The organism is Leptospira ellinghausenii, assembly GCF_003114815.1.
GTDB classification, from domain to species: Bacteria; Spirochaetota; Leptospiria; order Leptospirales; family Leptospiraceae; genus Leptospira_A; species Leptospira_A ellinghausenii.
In genome coordinates, this window is the sequence record NZ_BFAZ01000003.1 from 115,230 (window position 1) to 137,286 (window position 22,057).

General features: G+C 38.1%; 17 protein-coding genes. 4 read left to right on the forward strand and 13 right to left on the reverse strand.

Annotated elements, in window-relative coordinates; genetic code table 11:
- The first annotated feature begins 5 nt into the window (after nt 1-5).
- Together DI076_RS02805 and DI076_RS02810 are read left to right on the forward strand one after the other, a co-directional pair.
- Nucleotides 6-2,195, forward strand: coding sequence for an LIC_12586 family protein (locus DI076_RS02805; RefSeq protein WP_108958519.1), 2,190 nt, complete (start codon nt 6-8; stop codon nt 2,193-2,195).
- Nucleotides 2,180-2,542 carry a hypothetical protein gene (locus DI076_RS02810; RefSeq protein WP_174705008.1) on the forward strand — a complete coding sequence of 121 codons (363 nt, stop codon included), beginning with the start codon at nt 2,180-2,182 and terminating at the stop codon, nt 2,540-2,542. Before DI076_RS02805 ends, DI076_RS02810 begins: the two co-directional genes overlap by 16 nt.
- On the opposite strand, the gene lpxB is transcribed toward DI076_RS02810, so the two are convergent.
- The 12 genes from lpxB to DI076_RS02870 form a co-directional block, all read right to left on the reverse strand.
- Complete coding sequence (gene lpxB, locus DI076_RS02815; RefSeq protein WP_108958520.1) at nt 2,525-3,739, reverse strand: lipid-A-disaccharide synthase; 1,215 nt, start codon at nt 3,737-3,739, stop codon at nt 2,525-2,527. The genes DI076_RS02810 and lpxB overlap by 18 nt on opposite strands.
- Nucleotides 3,708-4,574: an LpxI family protein gene (locus DI076_RS02820; protein WP_108958521.1), complete on the reverse strand. Its 867-nt coding sequence runs from the start codon at nt 4,572-4,574 to the stop codon at nt 3,708-3,710. The genes lpxB and DI076_RS02820 overlap by 32 nt, the downstream gene beginning before the upstream one ends.
- 11 nt (nt 4,575-4,585) lie before the next feature.
- Nucleotides 4,586-4,816, reverse strand: coding sequence for an FmdB family zinc ribbon protein (locus tag DI076_RS02825; protein WP_108958522.1), 231 nt, complete (start codon nt 4,814-4,816; stop codon nt 4,586-4,588).
- A gap of 10 nt (nt 4,817-4,826) precedes the next feature.
- Nucleotides 4,827-6,281 carry an SH3 domain-containing protein gene (locus tag DI076_RS02830; protein ID WP_108958523.1) on the reverse strand — a complete coding sequence of 485 codons (1,455 nt, stop codon included), beginning with the start codon at nt 6,279-6,281 and terminating at the stop codon, nt 4,827-4,829.
- 21 nt (nt 6,282-6,302) lie between these two features.
- Entirely contained in the window at nt 6,303-7,844 is a 1,542-nt protein-coding gene (locus DI076_RS02835; protein WP_108958524.1) for a TolC family protein, read from the reverse strand.
- A 57-nt stretch (nt 7,845-7,901) separates the two neighbouring features.
- A complete protein-coding gene (gene sucD, locus DI076_RS02840) occupies nt 7,902-8,792 on the reverse strand; it encodes a succinate--CoA ligase subunit alpha (protein ID WP_108958525.1) in 891 nt (296 codons plus the stop codon).
- A 12-nt stretch (nt 8,793-8,804) separates the two neighbouring features.
- Nucleotides 8,805-9,974 (reverse strand): ADP-forming succinate--CoA ligase subunit beta, encoded by a 1,170-nt coding sequence (gene sucC / locus DI076_RS02845; RefSeq protein WP_108958526.1) that lies wholly within the window; start codon nt 9,972-9,974, stop codon nt 8,805-8,807.
- Between the two features lie 171 nt (nt 9,975-10,145).
- The gene (locus DI076_RS02850; RefSeq protein WP_108958527.1) at nt 10,146-12,053 is read right to left on the reverse strand and encodes a sensor histidine kinase; all 1,908 of its coding nucleotides are present in this window, start codon (nt 12,051-12,053) and stop codon (nt 10,146-10,148) included.
- Between the two features lie 87 nt (nt 12,054-12,140).
- Entirely contained in the window at nt 12,141-13,409 is a 1,269-nt protein-coding gene (locus DI076_RS02855; protein WP_108958672.1) for a Vgb family protein, read from the reverse strand.
- A gap of 121 nt (nt 13,410-13,530) precedes the next feature.
- Entirely contained in the window at nt 13,531-14,217 is a 687-nt protein-coding gene (locus DI076_RS02860) for a hypothetical protein (RefSeq protein ID WP_245918233.1), read from the reverse strand.
- A 15-nt stretch (nt 14,218-14,232) separates the two neighbouring features.
- Complete coding sequence (locus DI076_RS02865; RefSeq protein ID WP_108958528.1) at nt 14,233-15,639, reverse strand: Lcl C-terminal domain-containing protein; 1,407 nt, start codon at nt 15,637-15,639, stop codon at nt 14,233-14,235.
- A gap of 38 nt (nt 15,640-15,677) precedes the next feature.
- A complete protein-coding gene (locus tag DI076_RS02870) occupies nt 15,678-17,990 on the reverse strand; it encodes a PP2C family protein-serine/threonine phosphatase (RefSeq protein ID WP_108958529.1) in 2,313 nt (770 codons plus the stop codon).
- Nucleotides 17,991-18,124: 134 nt separating this feature from the next.
- Here DI076_RS02870 and DI076_RS02875 point away from each other — a divergent pair, with 134 nt between their 5' ends.
- Both DI076_RS02875 and DI076_RS02880 read left to right on the forward strand, forming a co-directional pair.
- The gene (locus tag DI076_RS02875; RefSeq protein ID WP_108958530.1) at nt 18,125-18,883 is read left to right on the forward strand and encodes an SDR family NAD(P)-dependent oxidoreductase; all 759 of its coding nucleotides are present in this window, start codon (nt 18,125-18,127) and stop codon (nt 18,881-18,883) included.
- A gap of 45 nt (nt 18,884-18,928) precedes the next feature.
- Nucleotides 18,929-21,571: a PAS domain S-box protein gene (locus DI076_RS02880; RefSeq protein WP_245918235.1), complete on the forward strand. Its 2,643-nt coding sequence runs from the start codon at nt 18,929-18,931 to the stop codon at nt 21,569-21,571.
- Here the strand turns inward: DI076_RS02880 and DI076_RS02885 are convergent.
- Nucleotides 21,568-21,987, reverse strand: coding sequence for a response regulator (locus DI076_RS02885; RefSeq protein WP_108958674.1), 420 nt, complete (start codon nt 21,985-21,987; stop codon nt 21,568-21,570). The two genes, DI076_RS02880 and DI076_RS02885, sit on opposite strands and share 4 nt — an antisense overlap.
- Nucleotides 21,988-22,057 lie beyond the last annotated feature (70 nt).

Here is a 22,057-nt window from a genome sequence, read left to right on the forward strand (position 1 = left end):
ATTTTTTGGACCGTTTTTTCCCAACACATCGTTTCCTTGAGTGGAAACAAAACTTAGAATTCTTACTCAATAGAATCCGTGAAAACAAACGGGTTCTATTTTCATTTATAGCTCTTGGTTTTGTTTTTTTTCTCTTTATTCTCTCTTACTATGGTTTGGAATTTTATCTCCGTAACTATCGAATCCCACTCGTAAAACTTCGTAAAGTTGTAGCTGCTACCATCAACCAAGAATTAGGCAAAGCTGTTGACATCGGGGTTCTCGATTTTTCGTTGAGAGAAGGGTTAATCATTGAAGATTTGGTTGTCTCAAACGAGGAAGACTTTTCGTTTAACGACCATATGTTGAAGGTGAAAAAAGTTACCTTTCGACTCTCAAGTTATTTTAAAGAATCTCCTACTGTGGAACGGATTGATTTTTACAGTCCACAATTAGTTTTAAATGAAGATACTAGTCTAAGGAATCGGCTGATAGAGTATGCACAAACAAGTCGTATCAAAGACATCCGATTTCATGATGCAAAACTCACAGTTAAAAAATCAGATACAACTTTGGTGGATTGGAAAGAAGGTTGGGATATCGATTTAATTCGAAAAAACAAACGTCTTTATTTAAAATATACAAATGGTTGGTTTTGGGTTCCCAATACAACTCGAATCAAAGGAGAAGGTGAGTTCTCTGAATCCAATTTGAATGAGTATCAATTTGAATTCTTTTGGAAAAATTATCCTTCTGAGGAAGCAATTTTACTCACCAATTATTTGTTTGGTGCAAATGTTCAATCTGCCGTTTTATCGGGGGGAGGTAAAATAACATCCAATCCTAATACTGGTTTTGTGATGGATGGAGAAGTTGAATTCGAAAATTCATTCATCATCATTCCATTTTTTGAAAACTATCTCTTAGAAGGTTTCCGGTTTCGTGAGAAGTTCCATTTTACCGAAAATTTAGAGGAGAGAGAATTCATTGGAAATGAGTTCCAAATCAAATCACAAGTATTGTCCCAGATGGCGAAGGAAACTTTACTCTTTCGCAAAATTGAATTTCAGATTGGGGCTTTAGAAGATATATTTGAACATGTTACCGATATTTCTGGTTTTGTTCGTTTTCCTTTGTTTGGTGAACTACGTGGAGGTATCGAATTAAAGGAAACTGGGGAAAAAAACAAATGGTTTTCTCTTTCAGGGGAACTCAATGGAAGTGAGATCAAACTTGATTCCTCACTTGTACAAATTGAAAATGCGAAACTTTCATTAAAATTAAAACCAAATCAAGAATGGGATTTGAACTTAGATGCTGAAATTTTTGGGAAACCCTCTCATTTAGTGGGATCTGGATCATCCGAGTGGAGTCGTTCCAAAAAAATAGATGGTTCCTACTATTACCCAATGACATCTAAATCAAAACTTAATTTTCAGACAACGGAACTTACAGCGAATGATTGGAAACCATTGTATGAAGATTGGAAAAAGGAAACCTTAGAAGAAATTCGAGAAAGGCAAGAAAAACTAATTCCGGAAGAGTATTTTTACCAAACAAAACTCTACAAATACTTTTTAGAGTCTATGAATTTGGATTTAGGAATCTATATAACAAATTTTTATCCTTACCGAGGGGCTAAATCACTTGGAGAATCAAAAGGTAATTTTACAGTCAAAGATGGTCGTTTTAATTTCAACTTAGGTTTGGGAAATGTGGATTCAAAAGTTTCTATGGTATCTTATTTTGCGAGTAAAACACCTAACTTTAGTTTGAACTTGCTTTTAAAAGAATACCCATGGTCGGAACCTTGGATGGTCATGTGTGGTACCGAACTTAAACCTACCAATGTCAGTATGGATTTTAGCTTCAATAGCATTGGAAGTGATTATTATATGTTGCATAAAGATGCTAGGACATCCTATTTCTTAAAATTATTTGGAATTAATTTAAAAGATGGAGATTTGATTGTAAAGGGAAGTGTGGATTTAAAACCATTGCAGTCACCATTTGATATGGAATTTACTCTCAATCGATATTCCGATTTGGATTACTTATCTGATGTTGTTGTTACCAGTGGAAGTGGGGCCATCGATCTAAAAGGGTATGGTAATAATAAAAACGGCAATTACCAGATGACAGTGTATGGCCTGATTGGTGAAACAAGAGGGAATTATTCGATTTCAGAGGAGGAGAACAAATGCGTTTTCAAATGAGATTTTTCGTTTTATTTTCAATTTTGATCTTGGGTTTGGTTCAATGCTCTGAAAAGTCAAATCCAGCGGATACTGTGCCGAGCCTAAGCAGTTTACCAAATTTTAAAGGTGAGTGGACCCTGGAATGGGAAAACAAAATCCACCAACTCCAAATTGATCCAGAAGAGAAAAAGGTGTTAATTGATGGGAATGAAGGTTTGGAACTTGATTTGGATTCGGTTGGGATTCGGATTCGGGCTTTTGACGAAGAGTCAGTGAAAGGTTATTTTTTGTATTCTGATATCAAACCAAAATCATGGATTGGAACTTGGGAAAACCGTGTTGTACGATTAATCCGAAGGAATTGATTTTAAAAGATTTTGGATTTCTTTTGCAGCTTTTTTCGAAGCATTATTTGTTCCCAGTTCTCTTTCTTTTGCCTCACGTAAAATGCCTTTGATTTTATTTCTGAGTTTTGTATTGGAAAGGATTTTCCAAGCCTCAGAAACTATGTATTCTGGTTTACACTCATTTTGGGTGATTTCACGGCAAACTTCTTCTCCGCTGAGGATATTGGCAAGACCTATGAACTTTGACTTCATGAGTAATGAACCTAAAAAATAGGTAAATAAACTTACCTTGTACAAAATCACCATTGGAGTTTCAAAATACAAACCTTCCAGAGTTGCTGTCCCTGATGCAATGAGGAGTAGGTCACTTGCTTCCATTACTCGAAGAGAGGAATTCCAAAGATAATGGATTTGGATATCCGGATGTGCTGTTTTGATGACATTAATTTTATCTAATATAAAAGTTTCTTCCTTCTGGTTAATATTCGGAAGTAAAAATACTATTTTCTTTTTTTCTAACTTACATTGTTCGTGGAGTAAAACTGCTGTGCCGAGAATTGGATCTATGAGTCGATGGATCTCTCCTTTTCTGGATCCTGGTAATAAACCTACCGTATAACCATGGTGAGGGTCTGGGAGTTTTTCTGGAATCACTTGTTCTTTTTTTAATTTTTCTGGAATCCTTTTGGTAATAGGGTGGCCTACAAATTTTGCATTCACACCATACTCATTGTAAATTTCTTCTTCAAATCGAAAAAGTGTCAGCATTAAAGCAATGTGTTCTTTTATAAAAAAGATTCGTTTGAATTTCCAAGCCCAAATTTGTGGAGATACGTAAAATACTGTTGGGATACCCCGTGATTTTAATTCTTTCGCTAAACGTAAGTTAAAGCCAGGGTAATCGATTAGGATGGCAAGCTGAGTTGGTCTGTGCGTGGTTTCGTCTAACAAACGATAAAAAACTTTTTTTAGATAACTATACTTTTTAATCGCTTCAGAAAATCCAATCACACTGAGATTTTCCATTTCTTCCAATGACTCAAGGCCATTTTGGATCATTCCTTCTCCACCAATCCCATAAAAATGGTAATCAGGTTCGATGAGTTTTAATTCTTGTAAAAGATCGGCACCAATGAGGTCACCAGAATGTTCTCCTGCGATGACTAGAATGTTTTTTTTAAAATTAGATCGATGTGACTTTTTTTTGGCTACCATTGAGAACCTTACTTCCATTTTTACCGAGGACACAAAAGTTTAATTTGTGTTTTGTGGCAAATTCGATTGTTTCTTTCGGATTGACAACAAGCGTTTCACCTTCTCTGATGCACAATGTTTTACATCCACTTTCTAACATCACTTGGAAGGTGTGAATTCCGATGGTAGGTAAATCAAATCGTTCGTCCTGTTTTGCTTTGGGACTTTTACAAACAACTGCATCACCTTTTTTTTTGGTGTATTGGCCACCACGTCGAATGGTTTCGTCTGTGCCTTCGACGGCTTCCACAGCGATGACAGATTCATCACTCACAACAACCATTTGGCCGATATCCAAATCAGCCATTTTTTCTGCGTAGAACATTCCAAATTCAATGTCCTTTAGTTCTTGGGTGCTGAATTTTTTGGGAGTGTATCGTCCTTCTTTGAGGAGGAGAGATTGTAAGTAGATCTTTTGTGAAATCACTTTTACTCCCATCGCTTCAAACTCATCGGCAATCGCAAGGAAAATGGGGTAATCATTTCGGTTGATGGTTTTGGCAAGGATGGAAAGTGCTTTCAGATCAAATTTGAGTTTTTGGAAAAGGAGATCTTTTCTCACTTTTCCAAGCATTAGGATTCGTGTGATTTTTTCTTTTTGGATGGTTTTTAAAATTTTCCCGACTTGGGTGATGTGGACGGGAATGGTCCTAGACTCGTGTCCTCTAGGAGAAAAATCCGATTCGATGAGTCCCAAAAATAAAGGATCCTCACCGCTAGCGAGAGCTTCCAACATTCCAATATGGGGGAGCTCTCCACCACCAGCGATGATTGCCAATCTACCTTTTGAAGCCAATGCTGGTCCTTTTATGCGTTACCAGAATCGCTACTAGTAGGTGTGGATGGGGTACTTTCTTTTTTGTAGTCGGTGACGTAAAATCCTGATCCTTTGAAAATGATCCCCGCACTCGCCGAAATACGTCTTTCCACTGATCCTTTTTGTCCACAAAGGCATTCCGTCAAAGCATCTTCTTTCATGGATTGTACGTGTTCAAAGTCTTTTCCGCATGTGTTACAATGGTAGTCGTAAGTTGCCATAATTTCTCCTCTAATGGATTCCTGTTCTCACTTCAAATAATAAGACATGATCTCTGCTTGGTTTGGTCGCAAGCGGAAGGCAAATCTCCCAAGAATACTTGCCAGCTTCGAGCATGGCTTCTGAGAGAGGATAGGATCGAATGGATTGGATGAGGCCAGTGTTCCTCCTCCATAGGCTTGCGTTCCATTTATCACCTTGCCTGTTTTCTATATGTAAGGACAGATTTTCTCTCCTTTTGGCACCGTCGAGGACATAACGATTTTTATTGACCCAAATCGAAGTTTGGTCGAGAGAGATCGAGTATGCTAAATGTTCTAAGTGGTTGTATTGGACGTGAATTTCGATAAAGGGAATGGGGTTCTCTGAATCGGTTGGCATAAAAGAGAATTCAAAATAGTTTTTATTCCCTGAAAGTTTTTTACAGATCCTTTGTGAACTTGGGTTTTTGGTGTCCGATCCATAAATGGGAAATCCTGTTTCTCCATACACACGAATGGATTCTCTCGGAATGTAGTTTCCGAAAAATGTTTGCGGGATTTTTTTTCCGTCCCAACCTTCAAAATCAATCCGAATCTCGTTGTCTACGGCTTTGAAACGTTTTTCAAATTCACTTGTGAGAGTTTCATCCGCTAAGGTTTCCTTTAAAAACCCAGAAAAAACCCATGCTGTTTTTTGTGTGTTTGGAAAATAACATCGTTTCCAATGCCCTTCGTTTCCGGCGATGGTTTCTTCTGCACCATCTTCTTCCAAACAGATAGTTGGTTCTGGTTCACTTACTTTTCCCACTTCACTATTTTCCCTTCCAGGTCCACTACGAAGGTTTACATTTTTTCCACGTATTGTAGATGTTTGGTGGTAAAGATTGGTTCCTGAAATTTGTGATAAAAAATGTAAAGTTTGTAAGAGAAAACCTGTTTCAATTTCTCCAATGGGTTCAAAAGGAAAAGTAAGTAAATGTGATAACGCATCACTAAAACTTTCTTCCATTCCTCTTGGATCTTCTAAAATCAATAAAAGTAGGAAATGTGTGACTTCCGCTTTCGGTATGGGTTTGATGATGGAATTGATTTTTGTGATGAGAGCACGTTTGTAACCAGTACCATGTTTTTTCAAATGAGAAAAATACGGATCCTCAATATGGTAATACGTCCCTCTTGTGGTGTCCCATTCTAAAAGTTTCGTATCATTCCTTTTTTGGAAAAACTGTAAGAGTTCTTTTTGGTTGTCTTTCCCATTGATTTGTTTTTCCAATTGGGATAAAGATTGGGATAAAATCGTTAATTCTAACTCACTTGTTGGAATTTCGGATTCCTTGTACAGTTTTAAAACTTTAAAATAGGAACCTGATTGGTAGAGATCGTATGCTTTATCATCTCTTTCTCGGAAATCAACAAAGGTATAAGTAAAAAGGATAACGAGTAAAAAAAGAAAACCAATGACAAAAAAAACACGGGAGCGAATCAAACGTTACCTCCCGTTTTTTTCTTAAAGATTTTCAGGAAGGAGTTTGGCTCGGTCCACTCCGTATTCTTCGAATAATGCATTTTTTGCAACATAGTATCTGTGTAAATTGATGTTGTAGTCAACTTTCGCTCTTACGAGTGATAACTGGTCTTGTACCAATGTGTCCAATGCATTTTTTACGGCAAGTGCATTGAACCTTCCTTGTTGGAAGGAACGTAAAACACCATTATAGTATTTTTTGGATTCTTCTTCCGTACGTTTTGCATTTTCCATCACACGAAATGATGCTTTTAAGATATCAATTCTTGTTTTGACATCATCCGAAACGGCTTTGACCAAATCAGCTTCTTCTAATGAAACCTGTCTTTTTTGGATTTCAGCATCACGGATACCCACTTTGACCCCCTTGTCCATGATTGGGTAACTTAAGTCAAGAGACCCTTGCATCACTGGGTATTGGTAAGAAAAAACACCATTGCGGTTGTCTGAATAATTATTTTGAGGGCTAATGGTATTTTGAGCTTGGTAACCATAAGTTCCTGCAGCTTTTAAGGAAGGTAGGGCTTCGTTTTTTGCCATCTTCATGGCAAGTTCTGCGTTTTCTTTTTTCCTTTGGATGGCACGGAAATCAGCTCTGTGTTTGTATGCGTAGTCGATATCAGATTGGTAGTCCAATTTGTCTGGTAAGGTTTCTGAAAGTGGAGTTGTTTTCTGGAAGACAGTGTCTTCAGGAAGGTTCAGGGAACGAATGAGTTTTCGTCTAGCTTCTTCCTTTTCTGCACTCGCTTGGGCCATTTGGCCTTCCACTTGGGAAAGTAGGGCATTCCATTGGTTCACTTCGAAACTTTCCGAAAGTCCAAGTCCTTGTTTGCGAATCGTTAAATCCCTTACATTTTTTGTATTTTTCAATAATTGTTCAAACGTTTGGTATCCCGATTCTTTTACAGAGTAATTCCAATAATCAACAAGTGTAGATACTACCTTGGAAGCAACTTGGTCTTCCATTTGTTCCCGCATGATCTCTGTTTGGTTTTCAAGGATTTTTTCCATATTCCTTTCATTGGCACCAAACGCATTTTTAAGTAAGTCTTGGGCAATGGTAACGGATAAGGAATCCGTATAAAGAGGAGGGAGGCCGAGTGCCGTAAATCCAGCTGGAGTTTGGTTCGGGTTTTCAAACGCGTTTGAGTCAAAACGTTGTGACCTTGCTTCTAGTTTGAAGTAAGTTCCTGTTGTGAAAAGTTTTTCAATCCCAGCACTGTAAGTGTTGGTTTGGGTTTTTGTTCCCGTAAAGATGTTGTTTTGGTTAAAAGGGAACTTCTTTTGGTCGATTTCAGCTTTGGAAATCGCACGCCAAGAATACTTGGCTTCAAATTTCATTAAATTGGTATCAGCTTTTGCTAATTCCAAACGTGCTTGTAACACTTCGCGGTTGTTTTCAATCGCATACCGAACCGCATCCTTTAAACTTAAGGTAAACCCTTTTTCGTCCGATTCGGCAGCGAGAAGGCCGAAGGAAATGAAGAGAACCAATGCACTAGAAACCCATGAACGTTGTTCCATACTCTTAATTCAGACTCCTCATTTCCCCTGCAAAGTTGTTTTTTTTGAAAAAAGCCCTTATTTTTTAAGGGCCAATTTCATTTTATCTCCCACTTCCCCAATATGAGCACAAATGCTCACACCAGCATCTTGCATGGCAGCAATTTTGGAAGTGGCAGTTCCCATTCCCCCAGAAATGATCGCACCGGCATGACCCATACGTTTTCCTGGAGGAGCAGTTTGACCTGCAATAAAACCAACAACTGGTTTTTTCACATGAGCTTTGATGTAAGCAGCAGCTTCTTCTTCCGAAGTTCCACCAATTTCACCAATCATCACGATCCCTTCTGTATCCGGGTCTTCGTTCAGGAGACGAACCGCTTCTACGTGGTTCATCCCTGGAACTGGGTCTCCCCCGATTCCGATACAAGTGGACTGGCCAAGGCCTGCCGAAGTGAGGGAAGCAACAGATTCATACGTTAAGGTTCCAGAACGAGAAACGATTCCGATATTTCCTGGGGTGTGGATAAAACCTGGCATAATTCCCATTTTTACGTTGTAACGAGGGTTAATGACACCTGGGCAGTTTGGTCCCACAAGTTTTGTTTTTGAATTACGTAACACACTGTACACTTTTAACATGTCGTGAGTTGGGATACCCTCTGTGATACAAACCACAAGAGGGATTTCGGCAAAGATTCCTTCTAGGATGGCATCCGCTGCAAATGGAGGGGGAACAAAAATAACAGCCGCGTTTGCCCCGTCTTCCTTCATTGCGTCTTTGATGGTATTGCGGACAGGGGCAGTTTTTCCAAACTCAGAAGTCCAAATTTGTCCACCCTTTCCTGGTGTAACACCTGCAACTACTTTAGTACCATATTCTAACATTTGCGTTGCATGAAAGGATCCTTCTTTTCCAGTGATCCCTTGTACAACGACTCTTGTATTTTCATCTACTAATACAGCCATGTTTTTAGTTTCCTATTTTTTGATTAGGGAGACAATTTTGTCTGCCGCGTCACGGAGTCCTTCTACTCCAACAATGTTCATACCAGATTCGTTCAGGATTTTTTTCCCTTCTTCTGCGTTGGTTCCTTTCAATCGAACCACTACCGGTACCGTTACGTTTACTTTTTTAGTAGCTTCGATGATACCAACCGCAACACGGTCACATCGTACGATACCACCAAATACGTTCACAAAAATTCCTTTCACATTTGGATCGGAAAGGATGAGTCTAAATCCGTTTTCCACAGTGGTCGGGTTTGCTCCACCTCCGACGTCAAGGAAGTTTGCAGGTTCTGCACCAGCAAGTTTTACGATGTCCATAGTTGCCATCGCAAGACCGGCACCATTCACCATACAACCGATATTTCCATCTAACTTCACGTAGTTGAGGTTGTATTCTTTTGCTTTTACTTCGTAAGGATCTTCTTCCGAAATGTCGCGGAGTGCTTCGTTGTCTGGGTGACGATAGAGTGCGTTTTCATCCAAGTCCATCTTACAGTCACCTGCAATGATTTCGTTTTGTTTGGTAAGGATGAGGGGGTTGATCTCTAAAAGTGCTGCATCTTCTTTGATGTAAGCATTGTAGACAGAATTCACAAGAGCAGTGAATGATTTTTGTGCTTCCGCAGGGATTCCAAGAGCAAACGCGAGTTCTCTGACTTGGGAACCTTGGATTCCGATCCCTGGATCAATTTGGATTTTGATGATTTTTTCTGGGTGAGTTTCAGCAACTTCTTCAATTTCCATACCACCTTCTGTAGAAGCCATGATAATGGTTTTGCGAATTGCTCTGTCGAGAAGGATGGAAAGGTAATATTCTTTTGCGATTTCAAGTCCTTGTTCTAAATAGACTTTGAGGACTTTTTTCCCTTCTGGACCCGTTTGAGGAGTGATGAGTTGCATTCCGAGAATTTTCTCAGCTGCTGCTTTGGCATCGTCTTTTGTCTTTGCGACCTTAACTCCGCCACCTTTTCCTCGTCCACCTGCGTGGATTTGGGCTTTTACCACCACTACTGGTGATTTTTGGACAACTTCGCTATATGCCTTTTCGAAATCACCGACTGTGTCGATGACCTTTCCGAATGGAACGTTGGCATTGTGTCTACGTAGGATTTCTTTGGCCTGGTATTCGTGGACTTTCATGGATTTCCTTATGTCATTGGTTCGTCCGAAAGCTTTCGCCAACGGATCACTAGGGTAAGCCTCAAGGGTTGGGTGAGATTGTCAAGACGGATTGAAAGGAAGTGAACAAAGAGAAGAGTGGGAACGCAAGAAGTGTGAAGTGAAAGGTGATGGATGAATCTGATTTCCTTTTTACACCCGAAGAGTTTCTTCTGGGTTTTTGGGGAGCCGTACAAAAAAACGTGAACCTTTCTGTTCTTCACTTTCCACAATGATCTCACCACCAAGAACTTCTACTTGTGATTTGGTGATAAATAGGCCAATTCCTCTCGCATCTTCGTTGCGGTGGAATGTTTTGAACATCCCGAAGATTTTGTTCCCATGTTTCTCCAAATTGATCCCAAGACCATTGTCTTCGACCAAAATGGTGATTTGTTCATTATTTTCTTCGATTCCTACTTTGATCCAAGCACCTTGTTTCAAACGAACATATTTTACGGCATTCGATATAAGGTTGAGTAAGATGCTTTCTAAATAAGAAGGGATGGTTCTTATGGTAAGGCCTTCTGGAATTTGTACATCCACTTGGATCTTTCGTAATTCAATGGAACCACTGAGTATGGATAGAGTTTTATCCACTTCTTTTTTTAAGGAACAAAATTCCATAGGTTTATTCAATGTTTGGTTGATGGAGATGATATCGTTTAGATGGGAAATGGTTTCTTCTAATTGGATGGAGGAAACATGTAACATTTCGACTAGATTCTTTTTATCTTCTTCTGATTTTGATTCTTCCAATAACTGGATGAGAGAAGTAAAATTGGATGAATGTTGTCTTATGTTGTGAGATACAATGTAAGCAAAGTTTTGTAATCGATTGTTTTGGATGCCTGTGAAATGTAACATACGATTTGTATTTTCCAGGGCTTCAATTTCTTCTGTTATATTAAATCGTATGGATAGATATGCTTCAATTTCATCTTGAAGATTGTATAAAGGGTGGATAAAGGTTTGAAGCCAAAAATAAGTGCCATCTTTGGATTTGTTTTTAATGACCCCCTCCCAGGTTTTTCCATTTTTGATCTGTTCCCAAAGTCCTTGCCAAAATTCTTTTTTATGATAATCCGAACTAAGGATTTTATGGTCCGATCCTATGATTTCGGATTCTTCAAATCCAGAAATTTTAATAAATTTTGAATTTGCTCGTATGATGATTCCTTCAGGATTTGTGACACTTACAATGGCAGATCTTTCAATTGCATTTAGAACAGAGGTTAGTTTTCGATTTTGTTGTTCGATTGTATTTTGTGTGTTTTTTAATTCGGTGATATCTAAAAAACTTGCTGTGGCTCCTTCTAAATTTCCATGTTCATCAAAAAGCGGAGTCGCATTTACGTTTAGCCATTTTACATGACCATCTTCCGAAATGATTCCATGTTCACAATTATAGACTGTTATCTGTTTTCCAAGAGCTAGAGCTAACGGTAGTTTGTCAGTTGGGAATGGGCTTCCATCTTCATTGATTTGTTTCCATTCCTTTGAACTAAAGTATCGGTTTTCAATTTTTTCCAATTCCAAATCTAAAATTTCGGATGCACTTTCATTTGCGTAAAGGATTTGTCCTTCCAAATTCACAACAACCACACCGTTGATCATTGTCTTTAGTAAACGATCGAGTTTCGTCTCTTTTTGTCTTAGGATTTTTTCTGCAAGGATGGCATCTGTTAACTCTTCCATAGAAATTGTATAATGGATCGAATCCAATCGAGTTAATTTGAGTAAGTAAGTTTGATTTTGGATTCCAAAGTAGTGGAATGTATTCTTTGTCATCACTTCTTCCCATTGTTTGTGATCATTCCAACCAGCTTGGATTTCGTGAAATAATTCTGTTTCAAATAAAAATGGAAATAAAGATCCAATGTTTAAATCAATACTCCCAAGTTTAGGAGTCCTTTGGAGTTCTATCGCTTTGGAGTTTGAAAATAATAGAGAATTCTCTTTAGCAAACGTTTGGGATTTTGATTCAAATAAAAAAACGGAATAGGGCAATTGGTTTGCGAAGGAATAAAAGATCTCTGATTGATGGATCGTTTCGTTCATAAGGAATCAGTAGCCATTCCAGATGAATCGCTAACTTCTTAAGAACCATTGGACGAAAAAATTAGTGAAGATTAGTGATTATTTCGACTAAAATTTATTCCAATATGGCGAAAGCCTCAAGGAATCACAAAAACTTCCATTCGATTTTGTGTCGAGTAAGTCAAACCGGTTGGCACTATGGGGAGAGAGGTAAATTTCACCATTCTGCCCGATGGCACCACCACGGTAGGAATTTGTATTTGGATTTGCCATTAACACTTTGATTTCAGAGGAATTGGAATCAATGGAGAGAAAATTCGCATAATTTAAGGGAATAGGATAGAGTTTTCCATTAGGTGAAAGTACGACTCCGTTAAACATTGCCGTGCTTGCGCTTGGAATGGTTCCAACATTGACAACTTTGTCGTTATCTTTCGTGTCCACATAATACACTGTTGAAGCATTATAAGGAATGATATAAATACGGCCGTTAGGTGTGTAAATTCCTGAAATATAATTACTGGCACCACCAAACGAAAAGGGAATTGTTGTGACCGTTTCTGTAAATATGTCGAGGATATGGATATTGGTTGCCGTATGAGGGATAAAGTATATTTTTCCTTCGGGAGTTAACACACCATTGGCGAAGATTCCTCCACTTACTGGTGTTGTTACTGAACCAATGGTTCCTTTTTTCGTGTCATAATACCGGATTGTTGATTCCCCACTGGGCACGTAATAAATTTTTCCATTGGGAGCAAAGACTCCACCATTATAAGCAGCTCCTCCCATGGATATAGATGCAATGTTCGTCAATGTTTTGTTTGTTGTATCAAATTTGAAAAATGAATTATTGGTATGAGGGGAAAGGTAAATGATACCATTTGGACCTAAGGTTCCACCAATAAAATCCACAGCTCCAGGAACAGTCGCTGCTAATTCATAGTTTTTTGTTTTAGGGTCAATGGCGACTATTTTGGGTGAGTTATAAGGTAATAGATAAACATTTCCATTTGGTGCACTGAGTGCACCTTGGAAGGCCGTTGAGGCAGCGCCAGTTACCGATGCAACTGTATTTAAATTGTATTGGATTAAGGTTTCAGTTCCACTCGAGCCAAGAGCAAATTGAGTTTCTACTTCTTGTTTCACTTGGATCCAGTTCTCAGGCAAATGTGTTTCTTCATAACTTAAGGAACAGGCAGGTATTCGAACTTTGTAACCACATAGATTACTTCTGTCATTCACGGCAAATCGTAAGAGTAAGGAATTTAAAAATGAATCCGAGGTCACATCACAATTGTTAGAGATATTTCCATTTGTGCAATGTGATAAAAAAATAACAAAAATGAACAGAGTGAGATTTCGGAGAATAAACATTCTAAATTGGACGTTACTGGCAATCGCATTCGAATCGCAATCAAGTTTAGAAAAATCCCCAAAGATTACTTGCGGAAATATCCGCATCGAATTTGGTAAAGTTTTTGATATTGCGTCGAACTCAATTCGGTCTTTTTAAGATCTTTTTTCCAGAAGTGTTTATGACGGGAAAAAAATTTGGATCTCGTTCTGGATCAGCTAGTAATAATTTCACATCACGGATTTTTTCATAACATTCTTTCATGAATAATTGGTGTCCACATCCAAGTAAATGATAACCTTCATGAACTAAAGTAGAGTTTGGACTTGTAAATAACAACTGTATAGTGGAAATGTATTTGGCTTTAATATAACCTCTAGTATTAGTGTTTCCTTCTACGGCTCCTTGTAATTCTAATTTGAGACCTACACCAACAAAAATTCCGAGAGTGACAATTTCAAAAACAATGTCTCCCCAAGTTCGGCCTTTTAAATACAAAAGACGGTCACATTCATCTGACATTCTCATGTTCATCATGTATTCGAGTATGTCTGTCCCATAAAAACCAGGTCGTTCCGTTTCAAAAAGAATTTTAGGTACCGCTTTTAATTGGTAGAGTTTTAATTCTTCGTTCCAATTTTCAAAGAGAGTGGCGACATCTTTGTCCAAAATTCCTGTTTCTTTGACAACACAGACTCGGAAACTCGCCTGTTCTCCAAAGTTAATGGAGTCTCTTATTTTTTCTTGGTGAAACCCAACGGTTGTACAAGTTGTGAGAGATAAAAGAAAGAGAAGAGAAACATAACAATTTTTAATTTTGGAAAACAAATGAAAACGAATCCTTTAATAATCGGTAACACAACGAGTTCGAACGCTGGCGTCAGTTTTTAATGTTGGTCCACCACCAGAACCACCAAAATCAGTGACATATGCTTGTGTGGATGGATTTCCAAGGACTGGGCTTGAAGACCAAAACGATGCAGAAGCCGTATTGGGAAAATAAAGAGCATTAAAACCTGGAGTTCCAAAATTAAATCGGAAATCTTTTAAAGAAATTAATTCATTCGCATTGGGAAGTCTCCATGTTTTACCAGCAAGTGATAAACTTTGGCAATAATTGATGGCCGCAGACCATTGGAATGCACTATCTGTTCCACCGGAACAAGTGGCCACATTGGGTTGGCCTGCTGTACATTTTTGCCAAAGAAGAGCAGTATCTAAATCCAAAATGGTTCCATCCAATTGGTCGATGAAGCGTTTGATAAACGTATTTCTTGGTGTAGCGACACAACGTAAGTAATGCATATCGGAATAGTTTCCAAATCCAATGGAAGATTGGATATAAGTAGGATAAAATGCTCCCGTACTTGCTGCATTAGATGTATTGGATTTATAATTAAAACTAGCAGTTTGTGGAAAGTAAGTTGAATTGATCGAAGGATTTTCTGTGGTGTGGTCAAATGTAGTTAAGTATTCTTCAATCTCTGGGACACGCCAGTCCGTTCGATCGGCAAATCCTGAACCTGCATTCAAACTTGTGCATTCTGTTTGAGCCCCTGCATACGTAAAAGTTTCTGTTCCAGGAGTACCACAACCAATACCTGTTCTCCCTCGGTGACAACTTGTCCATACAAGACCTGTTACTAAATCAGTTGTGATCTCACCTCCAGAAACAAGAGTTGGTCCCACGAAACTCGTGTTAATTCCTCTTTGGAGTTGGCCATCTTGCCCTGGAATACCAGTACAAGTAGCATCTATATTGCCACCTGCATTATAACACACTGTGATGTTGGTCTTTGGAGGAGTTTTGCCCATCCATGCTGGTTTGTAAACACAACTTGCACTCCCTTTTGGGTTACTTGCTGTGATTGTGAACTGTACTTGGTTTGCCTTCCAACCATTATAAGTGCCTTCGAGTGAGTTCGCGAAAAGAGAAAAAACCACACCCGGAGGGAGGGGGGGATTACTGGAAAAACTAAGTCGATTCCCGTCTGTTTCAAACGATTCAAAAAAATAAATTCCATTTCGTTTGGGAATGAGGGGTGGACATATCAAGTAGGTTGGTGGGTTTACTTTTAATACCACACCACAATGAGGTGACTCATCAAAATTAATATAACGCAAAAGTAAACTGTCTTTGTATTGGTCCGATTTTGGATCACATAAGTTTTCTAAATCGGACTGATTGCAAGAGAAGAAGGAAATCACACAGAGACAAAGTAGAAATAACCAAATTTGGAACTGTGTCATAAAATTAATGCTAAACGGTATTTCTGATAACTTCCCCTTTAGGTCGGAATTTCATCAACAATTTTCTGTCTAAAAGTCTCTATTTGAGATTTTAATTGTTCAATTCGATTTGTATCTGAAGGGATAAACGATGTTAGTTGTAACGTCTTTTCTGCCTTGGGCAGATTGCCAATAATGAGGTACAATTGAACAAGTTGTATTAAATTTGATAAATGACCAGGGTTACGCAAACGGATTCTCTCACCCATATCAATGGCCTTACCAAATTCTTTCGTTTGTTTGTAAGTAAAGGATGCCAAATAAATTAAATCTGTGTCACCAGGGTATTCTTCTAAATAGGTGTTTAATTTTTCTGCTGCTAAGTTGTATTCTTTCATGCGTACGAGGAGGCGTATCAGTGCCCTTTGGATTTCTCTATTTTCTGGGTTGATACGATTTGCCTCTAAAAGACTGGTTTTTGCCTCTTCCAATTGGTCCAACTTGATTTGCGACTTTGCTTTACGCATCAATTCATACGATTCTTTTCGAATGGCTCTTGGAGGTTGGTCCAGATTTTCTTTAAATGTAATCCGCATCAGACTTAAATCGTCAGTCAGTTCTCCCATGGACAGGATGGATTGATAAATTTCTTTTAAGTGGCCATTCCCTCGTTCTACGTGTCGTAAAAATAATTCTTCATCATGGTTGATCTTTCTTGCTGTAGTTTCCGTTACAAACTCGATATCATCCCTTCCGTCAGAACCAAGGATGAGTACATCTCCAGGAATCAATTGTAATGTAGAGATTTCGAGTGATTTTTCGGAAAAGGGAGTTCCTAACTTGCGGAGTTCCGAATTGTTTTTGATAAATTCTGCAGTTCCTTTTCTGTACAATACCGACCATGGATGTTCTGCGTTTAAGTAATACATAAGGCCAGTTTCGTCATCGATGAGGCCCATTACCATGGAAACTAACATAGAGCAGTCGAAGCTCTCAAAAATATGATGAAGTTCTTGGTATGCGTTTTTGATCCATCGTTCTGCATACAATAATTTTACTGACTCAACTGCATTGGACCGTTCCAAGATGGATTGTACCGCAGCTCCAAGTACAAGAACACCACCAGCACCTTGTAACGATTTTCCCATGGCATCAGCATTGAGAAAAAATGTATAATCTTTGCCTCGTAACGTAATGGTGCGCGTGATACAAATATCTCCACCAATTTCATTTTCCCTTCCGTGGAACAAAAAAGTCTTTTTTTGTTTGATCAAAAAATCTGTTTTTACATGAGTACCAATGGTTTTGTTCAAACTGAGAGGTTTGATTAATAGCGAAGTTAAAAAATAATCTCCGTCTTGTTGTTTTTTTAAGGTTTCAACGGTTTCTAAACTGTTTCTTAATTCTGAAGTTTTTGCCTCAACTAATTCTTGTAAGTTTTCTCTGATCCTGCCAACTTCTCTTGTTGCCTTTTCGTAATTTTCTGCAAACAAAATAAATTCTTTGTCTATGGATAAGATGGGAAGAGCACCTCTCCCTCCAGTAGCAAGGCTATTGGCTGATTCATTAATTTGTTCCAATGTTAAATTAATCGATTGGAAAAACATATAAATCAATATAACTGCCTCGACAAATGTCATCCCAATGAAGGCAGTAATTTTGAACAAACTGGCATTCCCAAAGGAAATGAAGACTGAAAGTACACTGAGCGATAATAAGATTAATATTAACAAAAAAACAAATTTGCCCTTTAAACTTAGGATTCCATAGTTTTTATGAATCGAGACATCTCGGTATGCTAAGATTTTTTTGATCTCAACTCTTTTGTTACCAGTAAAATAATCGGAGATGATGTATGAAAAACCTCCGTAAACAAAAACAGCAGAAAGCCAGCCAATGGAAACCAATACTAATTCGTACATTGGATGCTGGCAAATGATATGGGTAATGGAAACAGAAACAAAGACCATTACCGCATAACGAATGGCAGCATACATGTTCTCCTTTGGTAAATGGATAAGTGTATTCAAATTGTTTTCTAATTCTAAAATATCTTTGTGGCGAATTGTGTCGTTGTATCTTAAAAACAGATTTAGTTTTTTTAAGTCGTTACGAAATCCACCATACCCAAGAGGTGTTAGGATTCCAAATTCGATGCTATGTCCGACTGCAGCAAGGAAAGTGGCAAATACAAAAACGTACACAACTTCAGGATGGTTCTCGATGGAAAAATCAGGAATGAGTGCTGATCCAAAAAAATAAGCGTAAAAAGCGCCAAAAAAGGCACCTTGGAGAGAAAAGAATACAATGGCAAAACTGTAAGAAATGAACCTGTGTAAGAATTTGAATAATTGATCAAAGAATCGACTCATTGTGATCCCCAAGGAAGACAAAGTATAAGGTTGTCTCAAACCTAAGTAAACATATTTTTAAAGAATATGAAAAAAAGTTAGATATCTCATTAAAAAAAACTTTCAACAAGATCCATACAAGTTAGGTTTCGCCAATGGAATTAAAAAACAAAAGAATTGTAGTTACGGGTGCAGGATCAGGTATTGGAAAGGAAACCGTCTTGCAGATGTTAAAACATGAAAACGTGAAAATTTTAGCCTGTGACTTGAATGAAAAAAATGTAGTGTCTCATCCCAATGTAGTTCCTTATAAATGTGATGTTTCAAAACCAGAAAATTTAGATAAACTCTTAAAGGATGCTGATAAAAAATTAGGTGGGATTGATATCTTTTTTGCGAATGCAGGTTTTGCTTATTATGAAATCATCCAAGAGGCAAGTTGGGATCGTATCGACCGAATTTTTCGAACCAATGTTTACTCTCCTTTTTATACTTTAATTAGTTTGAACAAACACAGGACTTCTCCTTGTTTATTTGTAGTCACTGCTTCTGCAATGAGTCATTTGCCTCTCCCTGGTTATGCCTTGTATTCGGCTACCAAAGCATCAGTTCGGTCCTTTCTGGATGCGTACCAATGTGAACTAAGGCCTGGAAACCAGACGATGATTGTTTACCCAATTGCCACTAGGACACAATTTTTTGATTCAGCAGGCAAAAAAGTCCCAGTTCCATTCCCAAGCCAAACAGCAGAAACCGTGGCAAAACAAATTGTGAATGGGATTTTGAGAGACAAAAAAGAAGTTTTCCCATCCTTTTTGTTTCGATTCATTCAAATCTTGGATCGATTTTTATTTTTTCCGCTAAAAATATATCAAAAAATAGAGGCGGTAAAATTGAATTCGCATAAATCTTAAGTCTATGGCATAGTGGACACTATGCAGTCTTCCGAGGAAGGATCAATGCCTAATATTTCGACTGAGGTGGGAAACCATCTGAATGTCGAAGTTGATCTTTTGAAAACAATCATGGATGTAAGTTCCACTGCGATTGTTTTACTGAACCCACAAGGGCAGATCCTCTATGCAAACCCTGCATCAGAGGCTGTTCTTGCCATTAAACTCAAAGACATACTTTCTAGAACCTATGATGCACCACAATGGAAGAACACTTCTCTTGATGGTGGTCCATGGCGAGAAGAAGACCAACCTTTCAATATCGTATTAAAAACGAAAAAACCAGTCACAGACATTCGGCATGCGATCGAAGATTCGTTTGGTGTCAAGAAATACTTATCCATTAATGGTTCCCCTGTTTTTGACGAGGTGGGAGAACTCCGATCCCTTGTATTTTTAATTACCGACATTACAGAAAATGTTTTAAAACAAAAAGCTTTAGAAGATAGCGAAGCAAAGTATAGAACTATCACCGAACTTTCGTTAAGTATGGTTTATGATTTGGACATTCAAACGGGTGTGAACCAGTGGGCTGGTGCCATCCAAGAAATTACTGGTTTTACTCCTGAAGAATATAGAGCCATTGGTTATGAAGCTTGGATGGTCCTCATCCATCCTGATGACAAAGAGAAAGCCATTCAATTATTTGATGAGGCGATGGCGAATAAAACAAAGTTTTCCTGTGTGTATCGATACCGAACCAAAGATGGAAAATATGTATATATAGAAGATAATGGAATCTTTTTATATGATATAAATGGTAACGCCTATCGAATGTTTGGTGCGATGATCAACCGAACCGAACAAATTGAAGCAAACTTAGCCCTAAAAGAATCCGAGTCTAGGCTTCTTATGTCTTTGGATGCTGTCAAAATGGGAATTTGGAGTTGGGACATTGACCAACGAAATATTTATTGGTCTCCTCAAACCTATGAGATTTACGGACTTGATCCAGATGGCCCCGCGATCACTGTGGAAAGGTATCTCACTTTAAATGATCTAGATGATTTACAAAAGGTCTCGGCAGAAATCCAACTCTTAAAAGACGATCCTTCCAGATCTGGATACAAAATCCAACAACGAATTTTTCATGCGGATGGATTGGTACATTGGGTAGAGTCTCGTGGAAATTTAATCCGTGATAAAGATGGAAAACCAGTTCGATTGATGGGAACTTTACTCGATGTCACCGAATCTAAATTAGCTGAAGAAGCACTCCGAACTTCCGATGAAAGATTCCGTGCTTTTTACCAATTTTCGACAGAAGCGTTTTTGATCTTTGATGAAAATTCTCTCAGAGCAAAAGATTCTAACTTTGCCTTTCAGAATTTATTTGGATATTCAAGTGATGACACAAAAAATTTAAAAATCCGATCTTTACTCACACCAGACTCTCTCCAAAAAATTAGAGAGAAAATTGCAGACAATTCGAGTGATTCGATTGAGATTCTTTGTAAGAGAAAAAATGGGGAAGTGTTTCCCGCTTTAGTCTCCATCAAACGGTTTAAATACAACCAAACAAATTCAATAGCGTATAGTATTTTTGATTTGAGTCCTCTCAAAGAAGTGGAAGAACTCCGCCAAATCAATTCGGAAATACGGGAAAAAAACAAACTCATTGAGAAACAAAAAATTGAACTGGAGACGGCGTTTGAAAATTTAAAACGTACCCAAGAACAACTTGTACAATCCGAAAAACTGGCAGCACTTGGGCAGTTAATTGCAGGGATTGCACATGAAATTAATAATCCGATTGGTGCCGTAAAAGCATCCAATCAAAATATGATGGATTGGCAAAAACGATATGGGATCGCCTCACAATTGTTTCGAGAAGCAATTCTAAGTGTTCCCAGAGAAGAACAAGTGATTCTCAAAACAATTCTTTCAAACCTTGACCAACCAATCGAATTTTATACAGGAAAAGAAGAAAGGTTACGTAAAAAGAGGAACAAAGAAATTTTGATCCAAAATGGATTTAAAGCAGATGATGCTGATGAATTTGCAGAAGCATGGGTGGAATTAGGGATTGGAGAACTGGAAGACAAATACATACCACTTTTTAGGTCTCATTATCTTAGAGTTTTCCTCGACTATTTAGCACTTGAAATCCAATTCCGTCGGAACACTCGTTCCATCCAATTGGCGGTAGATCGTGTATCTAAGATCATGTATGCATTGAAGAACTTTTCTCATTTTGATTCCATTGGAAAAAAAATAAAAGCATCCATTCAAGAGACAATTGAGACGGTTCTCACAATTTACCAAAACCAATTGAAGAGGGGAATTACCTTAATCAAAAATTACGATGATATTCCACCTATAGATTGTTATCCGGACGATTTATTACATGTCTGGACGAATCTAATTTATAATTCCTTACAAGCTATGTCATTTAAAGGACATTTGATGATCACAATCAAAGATTGTGATACGGAAGTTCTAGTATCCTTACAAGATTCTGGACCAGGGATTGATCCAGGGATCCGTTCCAAAATCTTTGATCCTTTTTTTACAACCAAACCTCCAGGAGAAGGAAGTGGGTTAGGTCTTGATATCGTGAATAAAATTATAAAACGTCACGGTGGTCGGATTGATTTGTCATCCAAACCAGGAGAAACTATATTTTCGATTTATTTACCAAAAGGTTAATCATGATCGATGGCTTGTGTGATGGCTGTAATGAGTTCCTTTTCGTCCCAAGGTTTTTTCAAACAAGTGACAAGGCCAATTTCTTTTTCCAAGGCCGTTACTAATTTTTCATCGGCAAAACCTGTGATGATGACTTTTTCTATGGATGGAAATCGTTTGTGAACTTTGCGTAAAAATTCATCACCATTCATTCCTGGCATGGACCAATCGGAGATAATGACCGCAACAGAATTTCCTTCTTCTTCTAATTCTAAAATTAAGTCCCAGGCTTCGTTGGCATTTTCTGCCGTTAGGTATTTGAACCTCTCTCCAAAATGGTGTTTCACTTGGGATTTCATGCTGAGTAAAATGATGGACTCATCATCTACAAAAAGAATTCCCTTTTTCCCATTTTTATTTTCCGTGAGAATTTCCACAGGACAAAGTTTTATCCGTTCTCTTTTAGATTGCAAGTAAATCTTGCCAAAATCCTAGAATTTCTACACT

What these genes read in the sequence shown, in the direction of transcription:
- DI076_RS02835 (WP_108958524.1), bottom strand. Translation starts at nt 7,844, where the DNA reads ATGGAACAACGTTCATGGGTTTCTAGTGCATTGGTTCTCTTCATTTCC.
- lpxB (WP_108958520.1), bottom strand. Translation starts at nt 3,739, where the DNA reads ATGGTAGCCAAAAAAAAGTCACATCGATCTAATTTTAAAAAAAACATT.
- DI076_RS02825 (WP_108958522.1), bottom strand. Translation starts at nt 4,816, where the DNA reads ATGGCAACTTACGACTACCATTGTAACACATGCGGAAAAGACTTTGAA.
- sucD (WP_108958525.1), bottom strand. Translation starts at nt 8,792, where the DNA reads ATGGCTGTATTAGTAGATGAAAATACAAGAGTCGTTGTACAAGGGATC.
- sucC (WP_108958526.1), bottom strand. Translation starts at nt 9,974, where the DNA reads ATGAAAGTCCACGAATACCAGGCCAAAGAAATCCTACGTAGACACAAT.
- DI076_RS02865 (WP_108958528.1), bottom strand. Translation starts at nt 15,639, where the DNA reads ATGACACAGTTCCAAATTTGGTTATTTCTACTTTGTCTCTGTGTGATT.
- DI076_RS02880 (WP_245918235.1), top strand. Translation starts at nt 18,929, where the DNA reads ATGCCTAATATTTCGACTGAGGTGGGAAACCATCTGAATGTCGAAGTT.
- DI076_RS02810 (WP_174705008.1), top strand. Translation starts at nt 2,180, where the DNA reads ATGCGTTTTCAAATGAGATTTTTCGTTTTATTTTCAATTTTGATCTTG.
- DI076_RS02850 (WP_108958527.1), bottom strand. Translation starts at nt 12,053, where the DNA reads ATGAACGAAACGATCCATCAATCAGAGATCTTTTATTCCTTCGCAAAC.
- DI076_RS02870 (WP_108958529.1), bottom strand. Translation starts at nt 17,990, where the DNA reads ATGAGTCGATTCTTTGATCAATTATTCAAATTCTTACACAGGTTCATT.
- DI076_RS02855 (WP_108958672.1), bottom strand. Translation starts at nt 13,409, where the DNA reads ATGTTTATTCTCCGAAATCTCACTCTGTTCATTTTTGTTATTTTTTTA.
- DI076_RS02875 (WP_108958530.1), top strand. Translation starts at nt 18,125, where the DNA reads ATGGAATTAAAAAACAAAAGAATTGTAGTTACGGGTGCAGGATCAGGT.